This window comes from Enterococcus sp. AZ071 (genome assembly GCF_050499065.1).
GTDB classification, from domain to species: domain Bacteria; phylum Bacillota; class Bacilli; order Lactobacillales; family Enterococcaceae; genus Enterococcus_A; species Enterococcus_A ferrettii.
Window position 1 is genome coordinate 1,689,840 of the sequence record NZ_JBIPAS010000001.1, and the last position, 23,397, is coordinate 1,713,236.

Annotated in this window: 21 protein-coding genes; 4 read left to right on the forward strand and 17 right to left on the reverse strand. The window is 41.7% G+C overall.

The window, feature by feature from the left end; all coding sequences use genetic code 11:
• Nucleotides 1-5: 5 nt before the first annotated feature.
• The gene (gene mnmA / locus IGI49_RS08310; protein WP_207701114.1) at nt 6-1,124 is read right to left on the reverse strand and encodes a tRNA 2-thiouridine(34) synthase MnmA; all 1,119 of its coding nucleotides are present in this window, start codon (nt 1,122-1,124) and stop codon (nt 6-8) included.
• Nucleotides 1,125-1,342: 218 nt separating this feature from the next.
• On the opposite strand from mnmA, the gene IGI49_RS08315 reads away from it, so the two are divergent.
• On the forward strand, nt 1,343-1,720 hold the full coding sequence (locus IGI49_RS08315) for a GntR family transcriptional regulator (RefSeq protein ID WP_429964120.1): 378 nt from the start codon (nt 1,343-1,345) through the stop codon (nt 1,718-1,720).
• On the forward strand, nt 1,717-3,084 hold the full coding sequence (locus tag IGI49_RS08320) for a PH domain-containing protein (RefSeq protein WP_429964121.1): 1,368 nt from the start codon (nt 1,717-1,719) through the stop codon (nt 3,082-3,084). Before IGI49_RS08315 ends, IGI49_RS08320 begins: the two co-directional genes overlap by 4 nt.
• 36 nt (nt 3,085-3,120) lie before the next feature.
• Here IGI49_RS08320 and IGI49_RS08325 read toward each other — a convergent pair whose 3' ends face one another.
• The 9 genes from IGI49_RS08325 to IGI49_RS08365 all read right to left on the reverse strand — a co-directional run bounded on the left by IGI49_RS08325 (nt 3,121) and on the right by IGI49_RS08365 (nt 11,582).
• On the reverse strand, nt 3,121-3,726 hold the full coding sequence (locus tag IGI49_RS08325; protein ID WP_429964122.1) for a metallophosphoesterase: 606 nt from the start codon (nt 3,724-3,726) through the stop codon (nt 3,121-3,123).
• 9 nt (nt 3,727-3,735) lie between these two features.
• Nucleotides 3,736-4,581 carry an aldo/keto reductase gene (locus IGI49_RS08330; protein WP_429964123.1) on the reverse strand — a complete coding sequence of 282 codons (846 nt, stop codon included), beginning with the start codon at nt 4,579-4,581 and terminating at the stop codon, nt 3,736-3,738.
• Between the two features lie 54 nt (nt 4,582-4,635).
• Nucleotides 4,636-5,283, reverse strand: coding sequence for a hypothetical protein (locus tag IGI49_RS08335; protein ID WP_207701109.1), 648 nt, complete (start codon nt 5,281-5,283; stop codon nt 4,636-4,638).
• 126 nt (nt 5,284-5,409) lie between these two features.
• Nucleotides 5,410-5,757, reverse strand: coding sequence for a DUF1831 domain-containing protein (locus IGI49_RS08340; protein WP_429964124.1), 348 nt, complete (start codon nt 5,755-5,757; stop codon nt 5,410-5,412).
• 61 nt (nt 5,758-5,818) lie between these two features.
• Nucleotides 5,819-6,964 carry a cysteine desulfurase family protein gene (locus IGI49_RS08345; protein WP_429964125.1) on the reverse strand — a complete coding sequence of 382 codons (1,146 nt, stop codon included), beginning with the start codon at nt 6,962-6,964 and terminating at the stop codon, nt 5,819-5,821.
• Nucleotides 6,965-7,114: 150 nt separating this feature from the next.
• Nucleotides 7,115-8,167, reverse strand: coding sequence for an ornithine cyclodeaminase family protein (locus IGI49_RS08350; protein ID WP_429964126.1), 1,053 nt, complete (start codon nt 8,165-8,167; stop codon nt 7,115-7,117).
• Between the two features lie 10 nt (nt 8,168-8,177).
• Nucleotides 8,178-9,305, reverse strand: coding sequence for an aminotransferase class I/II-fold pyridoxal phosphate-dependent enzyme (locus IGI49_RS08355; RefSeq protein WP_429964127.1), 1,128 nt, complete (start codon nt 9,303-9,305; stop codon nt 8,178-8,180).
• A 22-nt stretch (nt 9,306-9,327) separates the two neighbouring features.
• On the reverse strand, nt 9,328-10,062 hold the full coding sequence (locus IGI49_RS08360; RefSeq protein ID WP_429964128.1) for an amino acid ABC transporter ATP-binding protein: 735 nt from the start codon (nt 10,060-10,062) through the stop codon (nt 9,328-9,330).
• An 11-nt stretch (nt 10,063-10,073) separates the two neighbouring features.
• A complete protein-coding gene (locus IGI49_RS08365) occupies nt 10,074-11,582 on the reverse strand; it encodes an ABC transporter substrate-binding protein/permease (protein ID WP_429964129.1) in 1,509 nt (502 codons plus the stop codon).
• 208 nt (nt 11,583-11,790) lie between these two features.
• Here IGI49_RS08365 and IGI49_RS08370 point away from each other — a divergent pair, with 208 nt between their 5' ends.
• Nucleotides 11,791-12,966 carry a PucR family transcriptional regulator gene (locus IGI49_RS08370; protein ID WP_429964130.1) on the forward strand — a complete coding sequence of 392 codons (1,176 nt, stop codon included), beginning with the start codon at nt 11,791-11,793 and terminating at the stop codon, nt 12,964-12,966.
• A 61-nt stretch (nt 12,967-13,027) separates the two neighbouring features.
• Here the strand turns inward: IGI49_RS08370 and IGI49_RS08375 are convergent, their stop codons facing one another.
• Both IGI49_RS08375 and IGI49_RS08380 read right to left on the reverse strand, forming a co-directional pair.
• On the reverse strand, nt 13,028-14,002 hold the full coding sequence (locus IGI49_RS08375; RefSeq protein WP_429964131.1) for a ribose-phosphate diphosphokinase: 975 nt from the start codon (nt 14,000-14,002) through the stop codon (nt 13,028-13,030).
• A 68-nt stretch (nt 14,003-14,070) separates the two neighbouring features.
• Nucleotides 14,071-14,616, reverse strand: coding sequence for a hypothetical protein (locus IGI49_RS08380; RefSeq protein WP_429964132.1), 546 nt, complete (start codon nt 14,614-14,616; stop codon nt 14,071-14,073).
• 84 nt (nt 14,617-14,700) lie between these two features.
• On the opposite strand from IGI49_RS08380, the gene IGI49_RS08385 reads away from it, so the two are divergent.
• On the forward strand, nt 14,701-16,608 hold the full coding sequence (locus IGI49_RS08385; RefSeq protein ID WP_429964133.1) for a M13 family metallopeptidase: 1,908 nt from the start codon (nt 14,701-14,703) through the stop codon (nt 16,606-16,608).
• A 255-nt stretch (nt 16,609-16,863) separates the two neighbouring features.
• Here IGI49_RS08385 and IGI49_RS08390 read toward each other — a convergent pair whose 3' ends face one another.
• The 5 genes from IGI49_RS08390 to IGI49_RS08410 form a co-directional block, all read right to left on the reverse strand.
• The gene (locus tag IGI49_RS08390) at nt 16,864-17,700 is read right to left on the reverse strand and encodes an SDR family NAD(P)-dependent oxidoreductase (RefSeq protein WP_207701099.1); all 837 of its coding nucleotides are present in this window, start codon (nt 17,698-17,700) and stop codon (nt 16,864-16,866) included.
• Nucleotides 17,701-17,806: 106 nt separating this feature from the next.
• Nucleotides 17,807-18,460, reverse strand: coding sequence for a hypothetical protein (locus tag IGI49_RS08395; RefSeq protein ID WP_429964134.1), 654 nt, complete (start codon nt 18,458-18,460; stop codon nt 17,807-17,809).
• Between the two features lie 42 nt (nt 18,461-18,502).
• Nucleotides 18,503-20,626, reverse strand: a complete 2,124-nt coding sequence (locus tag IGI49_RS08400) for a hydantoinase/oxoprolinase family protein (protein WP_207701097.1) — start codon at nt 20,624-20,626, stop codon at nt 18,503-18,505.
• A gap of 24 nt (nt 20,627-20,650) precedes the next feature.
• A complete protein-coding gene (locus IGI49_RS08405; protein ID WP_207701096.1) occupies nt 20,651-21,979 on the reverse strand; it encodes a citrate transporter in 1,329 nt (442 codons plus the stop codon).
• A gap of 125 nt (nt 21,980-22,104) precedes the next feature.
• Complete coding sequence (locus IGI49_RS08410) at nt 22,105-23,388, reverse strand: MFS transporter (RefSeq protein WP_429964135.1); 1,284 nt, start codon at nt 23,386-23,388, stop codon at nt 22,105-22,107.
• Nucleotides 23,389-23,397 lie beyond the last annotated feature (9 nt).

Genomic DNA, 23,397 nt, shown 5'->3' on the forward strand with positions numbered 1-23,397 from the left:
AATTTTTATACGTATTGCAATACTTTGGTTTCTTTATATGCATGGTCAATCAAACCGCCGCCTAAGCATTCCATCCCGTCATAGAAAACGACTGCTTGTCCGGGTGTAATCGCCCTTACAGGTTCGTCAAAAACGACTCTCGCACGATTGCCCTCTTCCAAATAAACCGTGACCGGTACATCTGTTTGTCGGTAACGGAACTTAGCCGTTGCGCGGAATTCCTTAGGCTTGTCTTCATTAGTGGTAAAGTGAATTTCACTGGCATCCAAGCTGGTTGCATACAAGGCTTCGTGATGGAATCCTTGGCCAACATACAAAGTGTTCGTACTTAAGTCTTTCCCGATAACAAACCATGGTTCTTGTGTTTTGCCACCGCCACCGATGCCTAGGCCCTGACGTTGACCAATTGTATAGTACATCAGCCCATCGTGTTGCCCTTTAATTTCCCCATCCAAAGTAACCATGTTGCCTTTTTTGGCAGGTAAATAATTGCTTAAAAATTGCTTGAAGTTCTTTTCACCAATGAAACAAACTCCGGTAGAATCTTTCTTCTTCGCCGTTGCCAAGTTGGCACGTTCTGCAATTGCCCGTACTTCTGACTTCTCCATGCCGCCTAGTGGAAACATGGTCTTTGACAATTGTTCTTGTGAAAGCTGACTCAAGAAATAAGTTTGATCCTTATTATTATCGATACCACGCAGCATATGCACGACGCCGTTTTCGTCAGTTTTTACTTGCGCATAATGACCAGTGGCTACATACTCTGCACCAAGATCCATCGCATAATCCAAGAAAGCCTTGAATTTGATTTCCTTGTTGCACATCACATCTGGATTAGGGGTTCGACCAGCCCGGTATTCTGCTAAGAAATATTCAAAAACACGGTCCCAATATTCCTTTTCAAAATTGACTGAGTAATAAGGGATTCCAATTTGGGCAGCAACTTTCGCTACATCCTTATAATCCTCGGTTGCGGTACACACCCCATTCTCATCGGTGTCGTCCCAATTCTTCATAAAAATTCCTACAACGTCATAGCCCTGCTCTTTCAATAAAAGAGCTGTAACTGACGAGTCTACGCCGCCGCTCATTCCCACGACGACTCTTGTGTTGCTGTTCGACACAGTATCACCATCATTTCAATCTAGATTCCGAAAACTCTACGATTTGAAGGTCGCAACTTTTCAGTAACACGTATTATACGATAAATTAAACCGTTTAGGGTGCAAAAACGTCAAAATTTTAATTTTTCGTTAAACTATCCCATTTTGAACAAATTCACGAGCAGTTGCATTTTTGTATTAGTTGTATTAATATACATAATACAAAGGAGGCGAGTGCTATGATTTTAGAAATAGATGCGCATTCGGATGAGCCCATTTACCTTCAGCTGCGCAAACAAATCATTATCGGCATTGCCAAAGGTGACTTAAAGCCCCTCGAGCAGCTGCCGACTGTGCGACAGATAGCTGACGAGCTGGGGATGAACGCCATGACAGTTTCCAAAGGCTACCAGCAGCTAAAGGAAGAAGGCTATCTAATTACCGATCGGCGTAAGGGGACTTTAGTAGCGCCAATGCCCGTCGATAAAAAAGAAGAAAAAGAAGCGGCCCTCACTCTGTTATTGGCTGAACTGGCTCTTTCAGGTTCCAGTGAGACCGAAATCAAACAGAAAATTGATGAAATACTAACCAGCTTTCGGAAAGGAAGAGAAAAATGAACCTATTCATGTGGGGCATTCTAGTTTTTTGTAATTTTATTATGGCCCTTACCTTATCTTTGGCTGCTAAGCCGCATAATCATGTGATTATTGAGAATACTTTGCCAGTAGACAAATTAGATGATCCACAGGTTGTAACGTTAGCGAAACAGTACCGTAAACGCCAGTTTCAGATTGCTTTCTTTTTAAGTGTCATTGAAGCCATTCTATTACTGCCAATGAAGGATTACTTATTCATGCTGCTGTTCTTTCTATTGCTGATGCTTTCTATTGGCTGTGGTTACTATTTGCAGATTCGCTACATTCGCAAAATGCGTCGTATTATTGAAGAGAATCACTGGCAGCTGGCAATAGCCTCGGTGCAAATTAATACCAAGCTGGTGCGAGAAAAGAATGAAAAAATGGTTTCTGTTATGTGGTTCGTTCTGGCTGGAGGATTAAGTTTGCTCTTGTTTTATTTCGCTTACGCGACGATGGGTAACCTGCTGCTTATTGCAACTGTTCTTCTAATTGAATTTTCGCTGATAGGGGGCTGGTATTTGGTGAGTCGTTTGCCGGTTAGGGCTTTAACTAACGACCAAGAGATCAATCGTCAATACAACAACTTAACTAAATACTATTGGTCCTTTTTAATGGTCGGAATGGGAATTTTCTTTCCTCCACTGATTTATTTTCCGTTGCTTTCTTTGAATAGCTGGAAAAATCAGTTTATTCTTTTGACCGCAATCGAGTTTGCCATGTTAGTGTTTTTGGTTATCTTTACTGTTGCTTGGTTATTGACTTTAAGAAGGAAACAAGATGCTTTGCTGGATAAGAGCAGTGATTTTCGTTATCAAGGAGATGACTACTATTGGCGTTACGCTGTCTATTATAATCCTGAAGACAGTCGGTTTATGGTTCCGGATCGGATCGGCTTGAATCTTTCAGTTAATTTGGCGAAAACGGGAGCAAAAATTACGATGGCTCTTGGTGGTGTAGTCCTGTTGATCGCCCTGTTTATCTCTGTGGTTCCGTTGTATATATTGGACAATCATCCTGATCCTTTTACTTATACGGTCAATGACAAGAATGTTACTCTGGAGGGACCTTTTGTGAGTAAACGCGCGATTCCCTTGACTAAGATTCAGCAAGTTGATTTGGTTGAGGAGCTTCCTAAGCGGGGGTTAAGAACGAATGGCTTTGCGACCGATCACTATGCTATGGGGAGTTTTAAACTTGATGGAAAGGCGGCCAATCTTTTCATTGACCACCATTCCCATCCTATTCTTTTGATACAGACAGCAGCTAAAAACTACTACTATACGAATAAATCACCCGCAAAAACTAGAAAAGCTTATCAGGAAATTAAACAAGAGTTGAAGTAAAAAAATTGGGCAAGCTGATTCGGCTGCCCAATTTTTTTAAGTTAATTTAGCTACTTCTCTAGCCTTGATTTCTGCGATATTATCGATCATATGCTCAGAAAGTGGTGTACCAAAAGGCAGCTTGTCTGGTAATAAATCCCGCTCCGGTGCATCGACACCCACGTTAATGTCTTCTGCAATTGGAATACTATAATGATGAATGTGCCCATGCAGATTGCGAATGTTCAAGGTGGTGCCTAAAAGCATTGGATAATGGGTCAAATAATACTGATGGTGATTAAACTTTACAATCGCTCCAACATCATGAAACGCAAACTTAGGTGTCCCATCTAACATCATGGGATCGTTGGCAGCTAAAAAATTGAAAAAAGCCCGAGAATCATGATTACCTTTAATAAAAACAATCTTCCCCTTCAGCTGTAAAAGCTGATCCAAAATTTCCTGATTGCCTTTTTCGTAGTTTGGATGCATCGCTACATCTCCTACGTGATAAACGGTGTCCTTTTCTTTTACCACAGCATTCCAGCTTGCAACCAGCTGTTGATTCATCTCTTCCACCGTATCAAATAAACGAGGGGCGAAGTCATTGTCCCCTAACAGATTCTCATGAAAAAAATGGGTATCACCGATAAAAAATTTCATTCCACTCACCTACAATATGTCTAATGGTTGTTTCTTTTCCGGCTTCGGAAATTCACGGGTTAACCGTTCATAGTCCAACGCAGTTAACCGAATGTCTAGCGCTTGAAGATTAGCCAATACGTGCTGTGCTTTCCCTGATTGAGGAATCGCCAGTGTTTTGCCATCCCGAATCACCCACGCCAGTAAGATTTGAAAAATGGACGCCTGATGATTCGCGGCAATTTCCTGCAGGACTGGATTATCTTGTAGACGTGCTCCCAGCGTATCGCCTTGAGCAATCGGTGAATAAGCAATCAATGGTAACTGGTGTTCTCTCATCCAAGGCAATAAATCATATTCTATTCCTCGACTTGCTAAATTGTAAAGTACTTGATTTGTTAGACAGCCTTTTCCTTTAGGAATACTGTACAAAGCCCGCATATCACTAGTATCAAAGTTGGATACTCCCCATTGGCGAATCCAGCCGGCATTCTTCAAACGTTCCAATTCAGTAACTGTTTCTTCCAAAGGTACATTGCCCGGCCAGTGCAGCAAATACAGATCCAAATAATCAGTCTTTAAACGTGAAAGACTTTGCTCCAAAGAATGCTGTAGATTGTCTTTATCAGCATGCCAAGGATAGAATTTAGAAATTAAATACAAACTGGTCCGATCGTATGGAGCAATTGCCTCCCCCACTAAACGTTCGGATCGGCCATCACCATACATTTCTGCCGTATCAATTACTCGTGCTCCAGCGTCAATTCCTGACCGCAGTGCTTTGATTTCCTGTTGGCGCTTTCCAATTTCATCACCCATGTGCCAAGTCCCCAAACCAATGGCTGGTACCCGTTTTTGTCCCAATTCAATAATCATTTTTTCTCCGCCTCACATTTAGTATACGCTAAAAAAAGCAAAAAAGGTCACAAGCTATTTCAGCTGGTAACCTTGTCTTTCCAAAATAGCTTGGTAACGCATTTTTATAATTCCAATAATTACTTCAAGCTGGGTTAAATCTTCAATTTTTTCAGGGTTAAAATTTTTGGTTCTGCGAAATGATTTTCCGGTATCGATTAAATGGAAGATATGATCCCAATGTTGGAATTCCGATAGGTTATTTAAATTACCAATCGGAAAGGCTGCCCCATCACAAATTTCCCATAAACGAAAAACTAAAAAAGCAGTATCCACGACTTGTCTCTTGCCTTGTTTGTTTTGACAGTTGATCAGAACTTTTTCAGGCTGGTAGGTTAGGTACCAATCCAACAACTTGAAAAAAGCTTCCCAGCGGTAGGGCTCCTGAAACATCTTATGGGTATCCGGCATTTCACGAAAAATCAATGGTATTAAATAATCCTTTTTGTACTCCCAACAAGGAAGCATCTCTACGTAGTACTGTATGTATCGAGTAAAATAACTGTTCCCCTCATAATAGGCAATGATGTAATCCTCTATTCCAAATGACTGAAACTTTCTTGCCAGGTAGGCACAATCATCTACTGCGATGGTTAGACCTGTTAGGTGTCGAAATTCAGAAATAATTTTGTGATGCATCATTGTCTGTATTTTCCGCCTCAATGCTTCACCTTCTTTTCAATTAAAGATAACTGTCTTTAGTGTACCATATTCTTTTCCAATTGAACCTTTTAAAGAACAAATAAAAACAATTTCCGTCAAAAATTTAGACGGAAATTGTTTTCTTCATTAGTTATTAACTTTTACAAAAAGTCCTCGGTCAATCATGCCCTCCATTAAAAAGTAAAACTTTTCCTGTAATAGAACATGGGTGTCATCTTTGAAAATATTCACAGATTTTAGACCATTAGCCGTTGTGATTGACATTTTGACCTGTTGCAGATCCTTTGCGACAGTAATTTTTAATTTGAAGCCTTCTTTACTTTGGGGAGTTGCGTCTAGCGGACGAATTAATTGAAAATTGCCCGAAGTTGTTTCTGTGAATCCATTGTCTCGTAATGTGTATTTTTTAGCAGTTGGTGCCAAGCTGTAATTTACTTTCGCACCTTCTACTGTGGCTATTTTTGCAAAAGCCATGCGCTCACCTCTTCTTTTTTCGTTACCTATTATTATAGAGGGAACAGGCGCGTAATTCAATCTACTTTCTTAGTTGTTGAATTGCTGCAATCAGTTCCTGGATGAAGCGCTGTATCTCAGCCTCTGTGTTGCCGTAGCCAAAGCTTACCCGTACGGATTCTTTTACCTCAGACGCATTTTTTCCATACATTTCTTCCAACACATGAGAAGGATCTACGTTGCCGGCAGTACATGCTGAACCTGTAGAGATAGCAATCCCTTTTAAATCCAATTTCATGAGCAGTAAGTCACTGGCAATTCCGTTAAATCGTAAATTCAGAATATGGGGCAGTTTGTTCTCTAATTCGCCATTCACCTCATAGTCAATCCCCGCTTCATCTAGGCTCTGTAAAATCGTCTTAGTAAACTGGAGATAGGCTTGTGCTCGGTTGTCTCGTTCCTCTAAAGTTAATAATTCGATTGCTTTGGCAAAGCCGCAAATGCCAGCCAGATTTTCTGTTCCAGCCCGGCGTTTCTCCTCCTGCTCACCACCATGCAATAAAGAGGGCAAGCGGATATCGTCGTTTTTGTATAAGAAGCCTACTCCTCGGGGTCCGTTGACCTTATGAGCAGAGGTGCTTAATAAATCAATGCCCCATTCATGGGGGCGAATCGTTTGATTGCCATAAGCCTGAACAGCATCTGTATGAAAATAAGCGGGGTGCTCTTTTAGCAGCTCTCCAATTTCTTTTACCGGCAGCAGATTACCGATTTCATTATTCCCGTACATAATAGAAACTAAGATCGTGTCGGTTCGCAGAGCAGCTTGCAGCTCATCCAGTGAAATACGGCCTTTTTGATCAACTGTTAAATAAGTCACCTCAAAGCCTTTATCTTCCAGATAACGCATGGTATTTAAAACAGCAGGGTGCTCGATCCGCGTCGTAATTAAATGCTTTCCCTGGGTCTGACGAGAAAATGCCGTTTCTAAAATCGCGGTATTATCCCCTTCAGTTCCACCACTGTTGAAGATAATCTCGTGAGGCTTCACATCTAGGCTTTTGGCGATCACTTCTCGGGCTTCTTCTAATTTGTAAGAAGCGGAGCGGCCCAGATGATGGATGCTCGAAGGATTGCCATAATAATTTTGCATAACATCAGCCATCACTGCAATGACTTCAGGATGCATTGGACTGGTCGCTGCATGATCTAAATATATTGATTCCACAAGTCTACGAACCTTTCTATAGTTAAAGTAGGGTTATTCTAGCATAGGCAAGCAGCTTTAGACAAGGAAAGAATCGGCAGGCCGCTAAAAAACTCAGGAAAACCAACGAATCAGCGTCGATGCTGACTATTGGTTTCCCTGAGCTGCTCTCTATAGATCTACTACTTGACCTACTTCATTTTTCTCTGCTGTATCAAGCACCTGTTTAGTTACTGCCAAATCCTGTAGAGCAATTCCGGTAGTGTCATAAATGGTGATGTCTGCTTCAGAGATACGACCACCTACCCATCCAAGAATAACTTCACCAATTTCTCCTTGAATCGCTGTTTCATCAATTAATCCTTGTTTAATCGGCTGCTCGGTTTCTCCAACGGCTACCGCTTGCTTTCGATCATCCACAAAGAGACGTGCTTGCTGGAAAATAGCGCCATCTATTTCCTGCTTGCCGCTCATATCGGCACCAACACAGCTAAAGTGTGTGCCCGGCTTCACCCACTCAGCTTGAATCATCGGCTGCTTAGAGGGGGTTGCTGTTACGATAATATCAGCTGCTCCTACAGCATTGGCTATTTCCTCTACCGCATGAATCTGCAGCTGTGCAATTTTCTCTCGCAGCTTGATTTGGTCTTCTTTGATTTTCGGTTGATCCAATAAATGGAGCAGCTGCTCCTTACAGCCTGCCACGAAGGAATCGGCATTTCCCTTTGCCAAAGGATCGTAAATCAACAGCTGCTTTAGATTAGGAATCACGAGTAAATGACTCAACAGCTGAAATAACGCTTGATGACCCGTTCCTACCATTAATAAGGTTTCGGAATCTTGACGAGCTAAATATTTGCTGCCAATAGCTGCTGCCGCACCCGTCCGCATACCGGTAATATATTCCGCATCCACAATTCCCAACGGTGCGCCGGTTTGATCATCAAACAGCAGTGTCGTTCCAAACAATGCGGGTAATTGCTGCTGTGGATTACTGCCATACCAAGAAACCAATTTTAGTCCATAAATTCCTAATTCCTTCATATAACCAGATTTGATATCCATATCCGCTTTTCCCGGTTTAAACTCATAAAAGATCATCGGCCAAAGTGTACTTGTTTCTCTAGCCTTTCCGCGATAAACCTCTTCCACGGTTTGAATCGTTTCTTTTAGTGACAAGACTTCTTTTACCATTGCTTGGTTTAATACTCGTATTTGTGTCATGGTTTTCTCCTTAATTAATCTTTTTCAAAAAGCTGGAAACCCGTTCTAGTCCAGCTAGGAATTTCTCCTCTGGCTCGCGGGCACAGCCCATGCGGAAACAGTTCTCCAATTCGAAAACAGAGCCTGGCATCAGCAGCACGCTCTCCGTCTCGATCGCTTTACGGCAAAAATCTTCAGAGGATAAGCTGCTTTGGTAATAAGGGAGACAAACTGTGCCTCCTTGTGGCAGGATACAATCAAGCTTCGGTTCATTTTTTACCCAGTCATTAAACAAGGCAACTCGATGACGAACAATGCTTAAGTTCCTTTCGCAAACAACCTCTTTATTTTTCAATGCCAAACCGGCAATGTATTCATCAATCCCGCCACAGCTGATCATGGTGTAATCCCGCTGTATTTCGACTGCTTTAATCAGCCATTCATCCTGTGTCGCAATCCAGCCTAAACGCAAACCTGCCATGGCAAACGCCTTTGACATGCTTCCTAAACTGACTCCCTTTTCATAACTGTCAGCTACTGATAAACCAAAGCCAGCTTCGTGAGCCAATCCGCGATACGCTTCATCACAAATTAGATAAGCATCGTTTTTACGCGCAATTTCTGTCATAGCCCGTACGATTTCGTCACTGACGACTTGTCCAGTTGGATTGTTGGGATTGTTAAAACAAATCGCTTTAGTTTTTGGCGTTACTAAGGCATCCAGCTTGTCTAAATCAATGACAAAGCGATCAGCCTTCTCCATAAACAAATAATCCACCTTAGCTCCGATCGATTCGGGAACAGAATAGATTTGCTGGTAGGCTGGCAGGATCGCTACAACGTGATCCCCGGGCTCAATCAAGGTCATCATGGTTAAGTGAGATGCTCCCACTCCTCCATGAGTGGAAATAACTTGGTCTGGACCAAGTGAATCGTATAGGCTGGCTACGCCTGCTAAATAATCAGGATTTCCTTCAATTGCGCCATAGCTTAAGCGCAAAGAAAAAATCGCCTCTTTCACTTCTTCTGGGTTTTCACCGGTTACTTCTAACAGCTCATCCAGCGAAAATGGAATGATGGATGTGCTGGTTAAGTTGTAATCGACATTGAATTCATAATTTGAAAGCCAACGTTCAACACCGAAAGGCTTAATATACATAATTGGTTTCCTCCTAATTCTTCTAGTGCAATACTTTACTTAAAAAGTCAACGGTCCGGGCATGCTGTGGGTGGTCAAACAAGTCAACGGGTGCTGCTTCCTCAACAATTTTTCCTTCGTCCATAAATAGAACCCGGTCTCCTACCTCTTTAGCAAAACCCATCTCATGAGTGACAATAATCATGGTCATTCCCTCTTGGGCTAAATCCTTCATCACTGTTAATACTTCCCCTACCATCTCAGGATCAAGAGCAGAGGTTGGTTCATCAAACAACATAACATCCGGCTCCATGGCTAATGCTCGAGCAATCGCAATCCGCTGCTGCTGACCACCTGATAAGGAGCTTGGGTAAGCCTCTGCTTTATCAGAAAGTCCTACCTGCTTCAGTAAAGCTTCCGCCTTTTCTCTGGCCTGCTGAGCACTCTTACGATTCAATTTTACAGGCGCCAGGCACAGATTTTCCATGACTGTTTTGTGAGGAAAGAGATTGAAGGATTGGAAAACCATGCCCATTTTTTCTCTTACCTGAAAAATTTCCGTTTTGGGATCAGTTAGATCGGTCCCTTCAAAAATAATTTGTCCGCTGGTAGGCATTTCCAGCAGGTTCAAGCAGCGTAAAAATGTACTTTTCCCTGAACCGGACGGGCCAATAACTACTACGACCTCGCCTCTTTTTACATTAGTTGTAATACCGTTCAGCACCTGATTATCACCAAAGGCTTTATGCAGCTCATTTACTTGAATCAATTCAGACATGTTTTCTCCCCCTAGCTTTTAGATGAACGAGCCAGCTTTTTCTCAAAACGAGCCACCAGCAATGAAACCACACAGGTCATGCAGAAATAGATAATCGCTGCAATAAAGAGCGATTCCATCGTGCGATAGGTCGCAGCCTTTACTGTATCCGCCACAAACATCAATTCAGAAACCGCAATCACTGACAATAAGGACGTTTCTTTAATCATAGAAATGAACTCGTTGCCTAACGCCGGCAGAATATTGCGAATGGCTTGAGGCAAAATAATTTCTCTCATGGTTATCCGCTTGTTTAATCCTAATGAATAACCGGCTTCGCTTTGTCCTTTATCGACTGCGTTAATCCCCGAGCGGATAATTTCAGCTACATAAGCACTGGAATTAATCGACAGCGCAATACATCCCGGAATTAAACGGGCTAAATTCACACCCCACACATGAACCGAGGGAATAGAAATAATCATGGAAAGGCCAAAATAGAAAATGAATACTTGGAGCAAGGCTGGCGTTCCCCGAAGCACCTGGATATAAAAGGTGGCTAGTGCTTTCAACAGCTTGTTGGAAGAAATTCTCAACAAAGCAATCAAAATTCCCAGCAAGGTGCCGAAAAGCACACAAACTACAGCTACACCAATTGTCGTTAGGGCACCTTTCAGGAACAACGGACCATACGTCTTCAACATACTTTGGCTATCTTGACTATCACCAGCCTTCGCCAGTTCAATATTTTTGTCTAAGAGGTCCTCCATCATTCCTTTTTCTTCCATATCAGCGATGATTTCGTTCACTCGTTCAATTAATGCCGTGCTTTCTTTAGGGAAAGCAATTACCTGAGCTGTCTTTTCTTCAGGAACCTCAATCTCAACATCCGCAATCGTTAGGTTGGGATAAACGTCTAAATAATTCTGGGCCGTTAACCAACCGACTACACCAGCATCCACTGTTCCAGCATTAATTTCCGCAATAACCTCTGGCAGCTTGCCTAACGCGACAGGCTGTGCATTTCCTAAATAGTCGTTGAGAATGGTTTCCTGAGTAGAACCCTTTTGAGCAGCCACTTCTTTGCCCGTTAAGGAATCTACAGAAGTGAAGACCTCGGCTTTATCCTTGGTCGTCAATATGACAAAGGGTAAAGTATGATAAGGATTAGAAAAACCAACAATTTCTCTTCTTTCAGGTGTCGGATTGAAACCAGCCAATGCCATATCAAACTCATTGGTTTGAATACTAGGAATCAGACCATCAAACTTCATGTTGGTTATTTCCAGCTCAACCCCTAATTCCTTCGCAATTTCCTTCGCGACATCAATATCAAAACCCACGATTTCTTCCTTGCCATTGTTCATGCGAATAAACTCTTTTGGCGGATTATCCGCAGATGTTCCAACAATTAGTGTTCCCCGATCCAACACTCTTTGCAGTGAATCATCCTCCTCCGCGTAGCCTTTGATACTACCGGTCAAAACAATCAATAATCCCAGCAGCAAAATGGGCCATTTACTTAACCATCTTTTCTCCATTGTTTCCCCTCCAAGCAGTGAATATTCATTCACCTTTATCCCTACATTTTTTGGTTATTCTTATTATACCTGCTAATGCTGCTCACTTTTTTGAAAATAATACAATTTGGTTTGCGAATTTTTGTGAATCGTACAAAAAGAGCAGCTGCAATGCTATAATTACTTTGATTGGAATGCATAATTATTAAATACCCAGAGGAGGAAAGGCATGAGTATTGCGATTCGCGAAGTGTTAGCCTTTGATTACTTTCATTTTTTAAGCTTGGCAGCAGGCAAAAGCGGACTGGACAACGAAATTACTACGGTAGGTATTTTAGAATATGAATACGATGAGGGGTTGCACCCTAAAAGAAAATTTGATGTAAACACCTTAGTTATTACGAGCTTGTATTTTGCTAAAAATAAACCCGATCTACTGGTGGATACGATTCGTCTGCTTTATCGGGATGGGGTCAGCGGATTAATTGTCAAAAAGATTTTCTTTCAAGAATTACCTGTTAAGCTCCTGGCCTATGCGAATGAAATTAATTTCCCGATTTTTACTTATGAGCAGTCAGCCACTCCTCATTTCGAAGATATTTTATTTCAGCTGAAACAGGTCATTTCCTTTGATGGCCAACAGAAGATTCTGGAAATGCTTGTGGAGGAATTGTTGGCTGGTGAAGCGATTCCTGAAGCAAGGATTCAGTCCCTATTGTTTCAACAGGAGCAGCTTAAAAAATTTGCTCTGTTTTATCTTTTGCCTGATCGCTTGAATTTACCCATTGTTCATTGGCTATCCTTAATAAACAATTATCAGCACAGCAGCTTTTTCATCCGGGGTATCGGTTATCGGCAAGGCTTCTTTGTACTTTTAGGCATGAAAAAACACTCGCTCAAGGAGGAAAGCTTTCCGCCGATTGCTGATCTCTTCCAGCAAATCGGCTTACCTGCGACTGATTTCGTGGTAGGCAGAAGCTTGGATTATCGCCAAACATCCGAATTGAAAAATGCGTTCTCCGAAGCCTTGATAAGCGCCCAGTTCGGTGAAAAATCACAAAATAGAGTCAACAGTTATGAGGAATTGGGTGTTTACCAGCTGCTAATTCCGTATTATCAAGACGATATCTTCTCCCGTTACAGTCAGATGCTGCTGCATAAAATCAAACAAAATGATCCTTCAAAAAAACAAAAGCTGCTGGAAACTGCCAGAGCCTTTGTTCATTATGAAGGCAATCTTTCTATGATGGCGGATGCCTTAGAAATTCACGAAAATTCTGTTCGCTATCGGCTGCACAAACTAAAAGAGCTTCTAAGTCATGATTCTCTAGTATTGTCCGACTTTGCTTTATACGAACAGCTTTCTTTGGCGATTAAAACTGATGAGCTCCTGACCAAAGAATAACTCACCTAAAAAAAGGTGCCCTAAACTGATTAAATCAGTTTTAGAGCACCTTTTTAACTTTCTATTCAAACTCTTTTTTTTCAACAGTAAACAATGGACTGACTGATTGGTTGTTGTGAATGCGTTTTAAGGCTTCACCCATTAAATCAGCACAGCTGATGATTTTCAACTGCTTCGGATGACGATCATCTGGTGTGAAGACCGAATCAGTGATGCAAATTTCTTTTATATCGGTTTGATCTAAACATTCCTTGGCTGGCACTGAGAGCAAGCCATGAGATGCACAGGCAACAACATCTTTAGCTCCTGCCTTTTTCAAGGTAGCAGCTGCCTTTTTGAAAACCTGTCCCGTATTCAAAATATCATCCACCATAATACAGACTTTACCAGCAACATCGCCGATCACATATCCGCTTTCTGGACTGCCTTCTTCAGCTTCATCTACAATCGCAATCGTTGTATCTAAATATTCCGACAAGCTGCGGGCACGCTGCACACCGCTGTTCTTAGGTGATACGACTACATAGTCATCCCCTACCATCTTCTTCTCACGATAATAGTGAGCAAAAAGCGGCATGGTAAATAAATTATCAACTGGGATATCGAAAAATCCTTGGACTTGAACAGTGTGCAAATCTAATGTCAGTACGCGGGTTGCCCCTGCATCTGATAAAAGGTTGGCAATCAATTTTGCTGTAATTGGTTCATGCGGCTTCGCTGTCCGATCCTGTCTTGCATACCCATAATAAGGTAATACAACATTGACTGTCTTGGCGCTGGCCCGTTTCATCGCATCAATCATAATCAACAATTCCATGTAGTAATCATTTACCGGCTGATTAGTGGCTTGTACCAAATAGATATCATAGCCTCGTACGGTTTCCTCTACGTTGATGGCAATTTCTCCATCGCTAAATTGTTTCACTGTACACTTACCTAATGTTGTTCCACAAACAGCTGCAATCTTTTCGCCCAACGGCTGATTGCCATTTAAACTAAAGATCTTGAATTTCTTTTCGCTATTTTGTTCTGTCATGGTGTCCCTCCAAGCATTTTCTACCAATAGTTTAACACAACTTTAACTCTTTTTTGTGGATTTTATTCTCAAGAAAAAGAGATTGTGCCGTTTGCCCAACGCGCAGGGATTATTTTGTTGTAATTTCCCCAGTTGTCGTGCACCTTATAAAGGCGCTGGCCGTGGCTGTCTTCGTAAAATCCATAAGCAACTACCCAGTGGTTTCCATAGGTGCTGCCTAACAAACGTAAAACACCAATCATTACCGGCTTGCCTTCCAGAATTCGCTTTGTTGCTCGATACCAGGCACCTGTTGAAGTGAAGCGTGTGCGTTTGTGCGTTTTTTGCTGGTTCAAAAACCGATTCAAGCCGAAGCTGATTTGAACTGGAACCGTGGGGAAATCAATCGGCTGCAAGACTGGCTGCATTGCTTTAATTAGAGCTTGGTTATCTGCTGAGCCCTTTTTTCGCAGTCTGGTCGGAAGAATGGTTTCATCCAAATAATCTTGATAATAAGCCAGCAAAACACTGCTGGCATATGTGCCGCATAAAAAACCGCTGGGGGTGCGCCAAGTACGGTAGGTTATGAAGCGCTCTTCTGGCAATTCAATCCAAGTATTTAAAGGATACGTCATCTTTTTTGCTCCTTGAGTTTATTTGTTTTGAGTATTTCTCTTGTCTATATGATAATAGAAAGGAAGGAAAGGGGCACGTATTAAATGGAAAAATTGATGATAAAACAAGATTTGTATGAAGCCGTTAATGGTGAATGGTTGAAAACTGCTGAGATTCCAGCAGATAAACCGGCAACCGGGGGCTTTCAGGATTTGGTAGATGAGATTGACGATCTGTTGATCGCCGATACCAATCAGCTGGTGGAGGAACCTGATACGATTCCGAACGACTTAATGAAGGAATATATCGCCTATTATCGCTTAACTAGCGACTTTGAAAAGCGAAATGCAGATGGTATGCAACCTTTGCTGCCAATTCTGGGACGGATTGAAAAATTAACTTCTTTTTCAGATTTAAATGAACAGTTAAAAGATTGGGTCCTATCAGGACTGCCGTTGCCTTTTGGCTTAGATGTTGATGCTGATATGAAGAATACTACAACCAATGCACTGTTTGCTGGTTCAACTAGTCTAATTCTACCAGACAAAACCTATTATGCTGAGGATCATCCACAAGCAGAACAGCTGCTGGCTATTTTCAAAGATATGACCTTGCAGCTTTTCGATTTAGCAGGCTATGAAAAGAAAGAAGCCGAACGAATGACGGATGAAGCGTTAGCTTTTGACCGCCTAATCGCTCCTCATGTGAAAAGTGCCGAAGAAAATGCCGATTACAGTAAAATGTATAATCCTCAATCTGTCGAAGAATTTGTGGCCCACAGCAGCTACTTAAAGCTGGATCAGCTGCTGCAAAATTTAGTTGGTCAGCTTCCGGAACAAGTGATTGTGACCGAACCTCTTTACTTTGAGCAATTGGACAGCTTCTTTAATCCAGATAATTTTTCTCTAGTAAAAAGCTGGATGATGGTTCTCAGTCTGAATGCCTTAACTGGCTATTTAAGTGAAGATGCTCGCCAAATTGGCGGCATCTACAGTCGTGCTTTATCAGGCACAGCCGAAGCGAGACCGCAGAAAAAAGCCGCCTTCTATTTAGCTTCAGGTCGATTTGACCAAGTTTTAGGCGACTACTACGGAAAGAAATATTTTGGTGAACAAGCCAAAAATGATGTCAAACAAATGGTGGAAACCATGATTCAAGTCTACAAAGACCGCTTAGCAAATAATACTTGGCTAGGTGAGGCTACCCGCGAAAAAGCTATTTTGAAGTTAAGTACGCTGGGAATCCATGTTGGTTACCCGGACGAAATTCCAGAATTGTACCATCGCTTTAAAGTAATGCCGGCAGAAAAAGGCGGAACCTTGCTGACAAATGCACTGGCCTTTAGTCGGTTAAGTCGTGAAGATCAATTCAGCAAATGGAACCAGCCAGTTGATCGGGACGAATGGGAAATGAGCGCGGATACTGTAAATGCGTACTATCATCCATTCCGCAATATCATTGTCTTCCCAGCAGCCATTCTGCAGGCGCCTTTTTACAGCTTGGAGCAGTCAAAGAGTGCTAATTACGGCGGAATCGGAGCAGTTATCGCTCACGAAATTTCACATGCCTTTGACAACAACGGTTCTCTCTTTGATGAGCTGGGCAATTTGAATAACTGGTGGACTGAAGAAGACCGTCAGCAGTTCCAAACCTTAGCTGATGCAATGATTGCAGAATTTGATGGCTTAGAAATTGCTGGTGGAAAAGTGAATGGCAAGCTGACAGTTTCTGAGAATATTGCTGATGCGGGTGGTTTAAGCTGTGCATTAGAAGCCGCCAAGCGAGAAGAAGAAACAGATCTTGAAGCCTTCTTTATCAACTGGGCTACTATTTGGCGTATGAAGGCGCGGCCTGAATACTCTCAGCTTTTATTAGCTGTTGATGTTCATGCACCAAATAAACTGCGAGCAAATATTCAGGTGAAAAACATGGAGGATTTCTATCAAACCTTTGATGTCACAGCAGAAGATGAGATGTATTTAGCTCCTGAAAAACGGGTAAGTATTTGGTAAAAAAGGACTACGCTAATGTGGATTAACTGATTATGTCTCCATATTTTCAGTCATTCCTGTTAAGTTAAAGAGGCTGCGACATTTTAAATCACAGTTACTTTCATACTGAGCTGTTTTCGCAGTATTCCATGATTAAATGTTTGGATCTAAAGTTGGTCTCCACCCAATAATTGGAATAAAGGACCAAAAGTTATTCACACAAAAAAACCAGCTAAGCTGAGCAGACATTGCTCCTTTTAGCTGGGTTGATTTTAATTAGTTTTTAGGTTTCTTTGAATCAATTGCATATTGACGACGTCCGCCTGGTTTTGGAACCAAGTCGCCGATCATATTGCCAAAGCCGCCTTCAACACGCAGCTCATGACCATTGGTGTAGTCAGAACGTTTGCTTGCCAAGTAAAGAACAGCATTCGCGATGTCTTGTACTTCACCGATACGACGGTTAGCAGTCATTCTTCTGCGTCCTTCTTCTACTTCTTCATCTTCATAGAATTTAGTTGATAGTGGTGTTTTAACGAAGCATGGTAATACACAGTTGCTGCGTACGCCATATTGTCCCCACTCACCAGCAATCATTTTAGACAGCATATTTACGCCGGCTTTACTTGGGCTGTAAGCACCTGAGTAAGTTTCTGGACTAAGTGACGCAATGGTTGAAATGTGAACCATGCGACCTGATTGTTGTTCAATCATCACACGGCCAACGCGTTGTGACACTAAGAAATAACCTGTTAAGTTTACATCAATTGTCCGTTTCCATTCGTCTAAAGCTAGATCCTCTAAAGGACTAAATGTTAAGATGGCAGCCGTTTGAACCAATACATCAATGCGGCCAAAGTCAGCTTTAACTGCTTTAGCTAAAGCATCCACTTGTTCCTCAACTGTTGAGTTGCATGCATAGCCTTTTGCTTCTACACCATATGTGCTGTTTAATTCCTTCGCATAGCTTTGTGTTGCTTCTTCGTTCAAATCCACTAAAGCTAATTTAGCGCCTTGTTCAGCAAAGTCGTTTGCGATTTTGCGTCCCATTCCGCCTAAAGCACCAGTGATGATTACTACGTCGCCAGCTAAATCTAACCAAGTTTTTTCCATTGTTTGATTTCTCCTTTTGTTGTTATTCTCTATTACCTACTATACGTTACTTTAAGCAATTAAACTAATTGCTTTTTTTAATTAATCCATAGCTTCAAGTGATGAATCACTCTATTTGTTTCAACAGCTGCTCATTAAAGGATTCACTGAACGCTGTATCAAACTTGTATAGCAGCACTGGATTGAATAAAAGCGGTGAAAAGCTTAAATCAAAGACCTCTTTGGCAAATGCCGTGGCTGCAATCTCACTCAAGGAATGTATTCTAACTGTTTTTGAAAACGGACCAATTTTGTACTGGACATGTTTTTCCGTGGTATACAGCTGGTCGCGATTTTCCAAATAATGATATAATTCGTGAGCAATCAAAACATCATCAATCGGCGCGCGTTCTACTAAGAATTGCAGCGCCTCTTGCTGATCAATTAGCTGCTGACCAGAGTCAAGCAAGGTGCGGTTCAAGGTAATCCGGTTTGGCAAACAGATTTCTGCCAAAGTATAAGCCACCTTAGTTTTACTGGAGGTTTCCTCAACATAGGTTACACTGATTCCCGCTTCAGCCAGAAAATCAGACAGGCTCAGACTCTGTAAGTGCCGAGCCGCAGCCTGTCCGCTTGCGATTGCTTTTGCTACCAAAGCAGCTTGTTCATTTTCGGGAATTTTACGATAAAGATTATCCTGAGCCAGTAAATAGTGAGCAAATAATTCCTCTGATTGCTGGCTAAGCTGAATAATCTGTTTGACAAATCCTTCTGTACTCACAGCTTCTCTCCTTAAAACAGCGTTCAAGAAGAAGGCTGTTCATTATTTGAAGCGGTTGGCAGCAATAATGATAATTTCATCAGTACCAACGATTTCGCTCATTTCGATATCAATCAGCATCGTTAATTGGGTAAAATCCGTGCTGGAGAAATCGAGTAAACGGGGGCCCACACAGAAATAGAAATCGGGACGAATAATCAAATCACTTTGATAGTTGGCCATATCTTCCCATAATTTCGTTACCTGTTCCAGGTAGCTTTGGATAGTCGTTTTGACCACTTTGGCATGCTGGCGCTGTACCCGAATGAAGCCCTTTTTATCGATTACTCGAATGGCTTCGCCGGTTTTAGCCGAAGAAGCACCAAAAATATGGAATTGATCCGTTTTTTCTAATAGTTTAACTTCATTGTCTGGAACCCGTAGATCATGTACCGCAATTTCTCTTGCTTCGGTCTCAGTTGCTGCACTTTGCAATTCCGTCGCTTGAGCAGCGGTAGATCCTGAAGCCCGTGCTGTGATTTTTTGGGTTTGTGGATCAATTTCGATATGAACCTCCACACTATCTTCAGTTGCGCCGCTTTCAATCGCCATATTGATAACTTCTTGTTTAATTGATTGAATATCTGATTTGGTCGGACTAGGAACAATCCGTTCCACTACATCCTGAACAGCTGCCAGGGCTACACCAATAGAAGAAATTACTTCAGCATTTTCAGGAATTTTATAAACCAAATCCATTCTTTCTGCCGCAAACTTGATCAATGAAGCCACGCCGCCGCCAACACCTACTAGCGTCATTTGGTTTTTCTCCAGCTGGTATTTCTTGGCCAGGGATTGAATGACCGGCTCGATCTTCTCAACAGCTTTGCTTAAGATTTGGCGAGCGACCTCTTCTACAGTTTGGCCTAAATAATCTGCCAACGGCTGCATTGCTTTACGCGCAGATTCGACATACCCATGTGAAAAATCTTCTTCCGTAACATAGCCTAAAACATTTGCTGCGCAGGAATTAGTGATAGTCACTGCTTTTCCACTTGCTAAACGGATCGCTACGTAATCTTCTGGATCCCCTGGTTTTGGTGCAAACAGCTCCAGCTTTGGATCAACAATTTCATCTTCGGGAGTATATACTGAGTATTCCAAACCGGCAATGTGGGCACTTCGAGGACCGACATCTTTTACACCACTTTTGCTTACTCGAATCATACTTCCTCCGGCTACCCCCAGCACGCGAACATCTAAAGAGTTTACGTAGGTTTTATGTCCTGAAATTTCTGAGTAGTCAATCACCGGACGACCATTTTTAATTACACCCAAGTTGGTGGAGGTTCCTCCAACTTCGAAATAAATCCCGTTTGACGTTCGTAAATACATCAAGGCACCCATTACGCTGGCCGCTGGACCAGAAAGCATTGTTAATACTGGACGTTTTTTCATTTCAACAACATCCATCAGTCCACCGTCACCACGCATAATCATTAAGGGAACGTCTACACCTGATGAACGGACACTTTGTTCAGTTGAATTAGCTGTTTCCAGCATCTTAGGTAAAATCGATGCATTGATCGTTGCAGTACGCGTCCGACGAGACAAGCCATACAGCTTGGTCATTTCCGAGGCCAACGTTACTTGGACTCCTTTACGCTTACCAATCTCTGCAATTTTTTCTTCCAAGCTCAAATTATCTACTCCAAAAGCTGCTGAAGCTACTAAAACATCAATTCCTTCTGCTAACAATTCATCAATGTTTTTAGAAATTGCTGCTTCATCAAAATCTTTATGAGAAATAAAACGAGAGAGAACATGAATACTTCTGCCGGTCCCTAAATCGATATCCTTTAGATTCGTTTGAGGTTTAGCCAGCCAGCCTTCCATCTTCCCGCGAGCAGTGCTGATGATCCCAATTTTTGCTACGTCACCTTCCAATAATGCATTGGTTGCTTGGGTTGTACTGTGGGCAACAAAAACCACTTCTTCAGCTGCTATGTCAAATTCGGACAAACATTTTAAAAAGGAATTTACTACTCCTTCAGCCACACCCTTCTCACTATCATGAGTCGTCTTCACGGAGGATTTTCCAATAATTTCTTGTGTATCATTGTCAATAGCTACTGCTTTCGTATGCGTGCCACCAACATCTATACCTATTCGAACGCGTCGTTTCATGTCGATTTTCTCCTTACTTCTAGTCTATAAAGGGTTGTTAAGGAAAAAGTTGGCTATTTCCAAAACCAAAGCGATTAAAGTTCCCGGTATCAGCGCCACCTTCATATAATCTGTACTGTTAATTCGATTAAATCCAAGTCCCCACGCATTCCAAGAAATTGTAATATCAAAATGTGCCATCCCAATTAATACGGAAGCAAACAATGGATACAAGAAAGTTGTCGGATAATTGGTTGTTTGACTAACCACTGCTAGTAATGCAGCTCCTGACCCGATTAAAGAAAGAGGACCCTTAAACCATGTTAGTGGTGCTAGAATACCAAACATGATACATAAAGCCAACGGCGAAATAGGAATAATTCCCCCGATAATCGTTTGAAAATAAGGTGCCGCATAAACAGCTGCATCATTAAACATCGCCAATGTAATCCAAAAAGCAATCAAGGCTGACATGTCTTTTACACCCTCCGTAAAAATACGAGAAATGGTACGAGAAATATCCCTAAAACTTCCTTTTAGTCCACCACATACCCATAGACCATAGATACTTGCGATAATGAAGCAAAGAATGACCGGCAGTTTAAATACAATGACCCCAACGACTGGTAAAAAAGGCGTGATTAAAGAAATTCCTGGTGCATCTACTACTTCAACATTCTTAGTTGCTGCCCATGAATAGGTTAAGCTTTCCATTTTTAAGTAGAACATTGATGCGACTGATACAATGACAATCATTACAGCAAATGCTAGCATCCCAAATGGAAAATAGTCATTATAGGTGTACTCGGCTCCTCCATTGGAGTTTAAGAAAAACGCCGAATATTGACCAAAATTAATTGGATTCAGAAAGATCCCTGCGGCTACCGAACCAGTAAAAGAGAAGAACGCAATAACCTTCGGAATACCAATCGAAAACAAGATAGGCAATACAATGACTGCAATCGCGATAACCGATCCCCCTCCAGTCATAGAGGTAAAGATAAAGCCGCTGATTACATTCACAATAGCTAAAATGATTGCTGGGTTATCCCCACCTAATTCCACACTCTTTCGAATAATCGTAGCTGCTATTCCTGTGTCCAATAAAATTCGACCAAAAAAAGCACCCAAAAAAATGTTCATTACGGAAGCACCATATTTTTCTGGAGCTGTTTGATAAACTTGTCGCAGCATGTCATTGACGGTTAATCCATCGAAAGCCGCATTTGGTGAAAGCATATTGCCAATAATTGGCAGAAATGTCCAAATTGTTGCCATAATGAAAAAGCCGATCATCAAATTATGACCCTTTATACAATATGTAACCATTCCTGCGAAGGAACAAATGAGCAATATTCCAATAATAATATCCATAGGGACCCCCTAAAATAACCTAGTATCTGTCCTAGATACATTTTTCCTGTATTCATTTATATAGCAAAACAAGGAGGCAACTATTTTCAATTAAAAAATAGTTGTTCCTCCAAAAAAATTATTTATTAATCACGCAGACGTTCGAATGCGCCATAGCCAAAGACTTTTTTGTGTTGTCCCACTAGGTAGAACATCATCACAGTTGCAATAACTGCTGCTGCTAAAAGCAGAATCATCATCAAGTATACTGCCCGAGTTTCTCCAACTGAACGAGTCATTGCAGAAACGATGAACGGTAGGAATGTACTTGCAAATCCCATGAATGTATAGTAAATCCCGGTATTTCTTCCCTTAGGTCCAGGACAAAACATTTGGCGTACACCCAAACCAGTTTGCAGTGCACCACCTGAAGCAAAGAATCCAAGTGCTGCAATACTGATGTAAATGACTGCTGGATGACGAATGATCAACACAATTGCCAAAGCCAAAGCAGTAAAGATAGAATCGATTACCAATACTTTTAATGGGTTCCAACGAAGCTTACCCATCATGATTGCCCAAAAGACAACCGCGATAATTCCGCCAAAGGTATAAATCGAAGTTAAACCTGCTGCTTGAATCTCAGAAAGTCCCGCATTGCTTAATCCAAACGCCTTTGTATATTGTTGCGCACCATACATGATAAACATACATAGGAAAGCGTAGAACATGGTGATAAAGTTTACTAGTGTGTTTGGTTTTATCAGCAATTTTGCTTTCGCATCGTCAATTTCTTTTTTGATCGCATCCGAATGGCTGCCATCTTTTGAATCCCCGCTCCCCTTCATCAAATCATCGTACACAAAAGGTGAAAGCACGGCTAGTACTAGACAGGCAACAGATAGTACTAACGGAATGATTACGTTCATTTGAGGAGAACCCATTTCGGTAAAGTTAACAACCATCAATGGATAGAAGATTCCGCCTAATGATACAAATAGCTTGATTCCAATTAATGCAGAGCCTGCATATTTAGGTGCTGCTTCTTGCACTGCAGGATACAATGAAGCATCCCAGAAACCAGAAGTAGCGACACCCGCCATAAATGCACAAACAGATGCAACCATCATACTTGGACTAAGCAATAATCCTGCAAAACAGATGATGTAAAGAATTGCTCCGCCGATGGCCATTTTTTTCCGACCAATTTTATCAGAAATTTCTCCACCGATCCAAACTGAAATAAATTTACCAAAACCAGTTGCAGTAATTGCTAATGAAACCGCAGCAGCTCCTGCTGTTGCATCAGTATATCCCCATTTTTCATAAAAATAAGGCATGTTCTGACTAAGAATAAGTGCTTGCATACCATGTGTAAAGTAACACAAGTATACGGTTACTAAGGATAATACATATTTTTTCGCTCTCATTTTTACTCT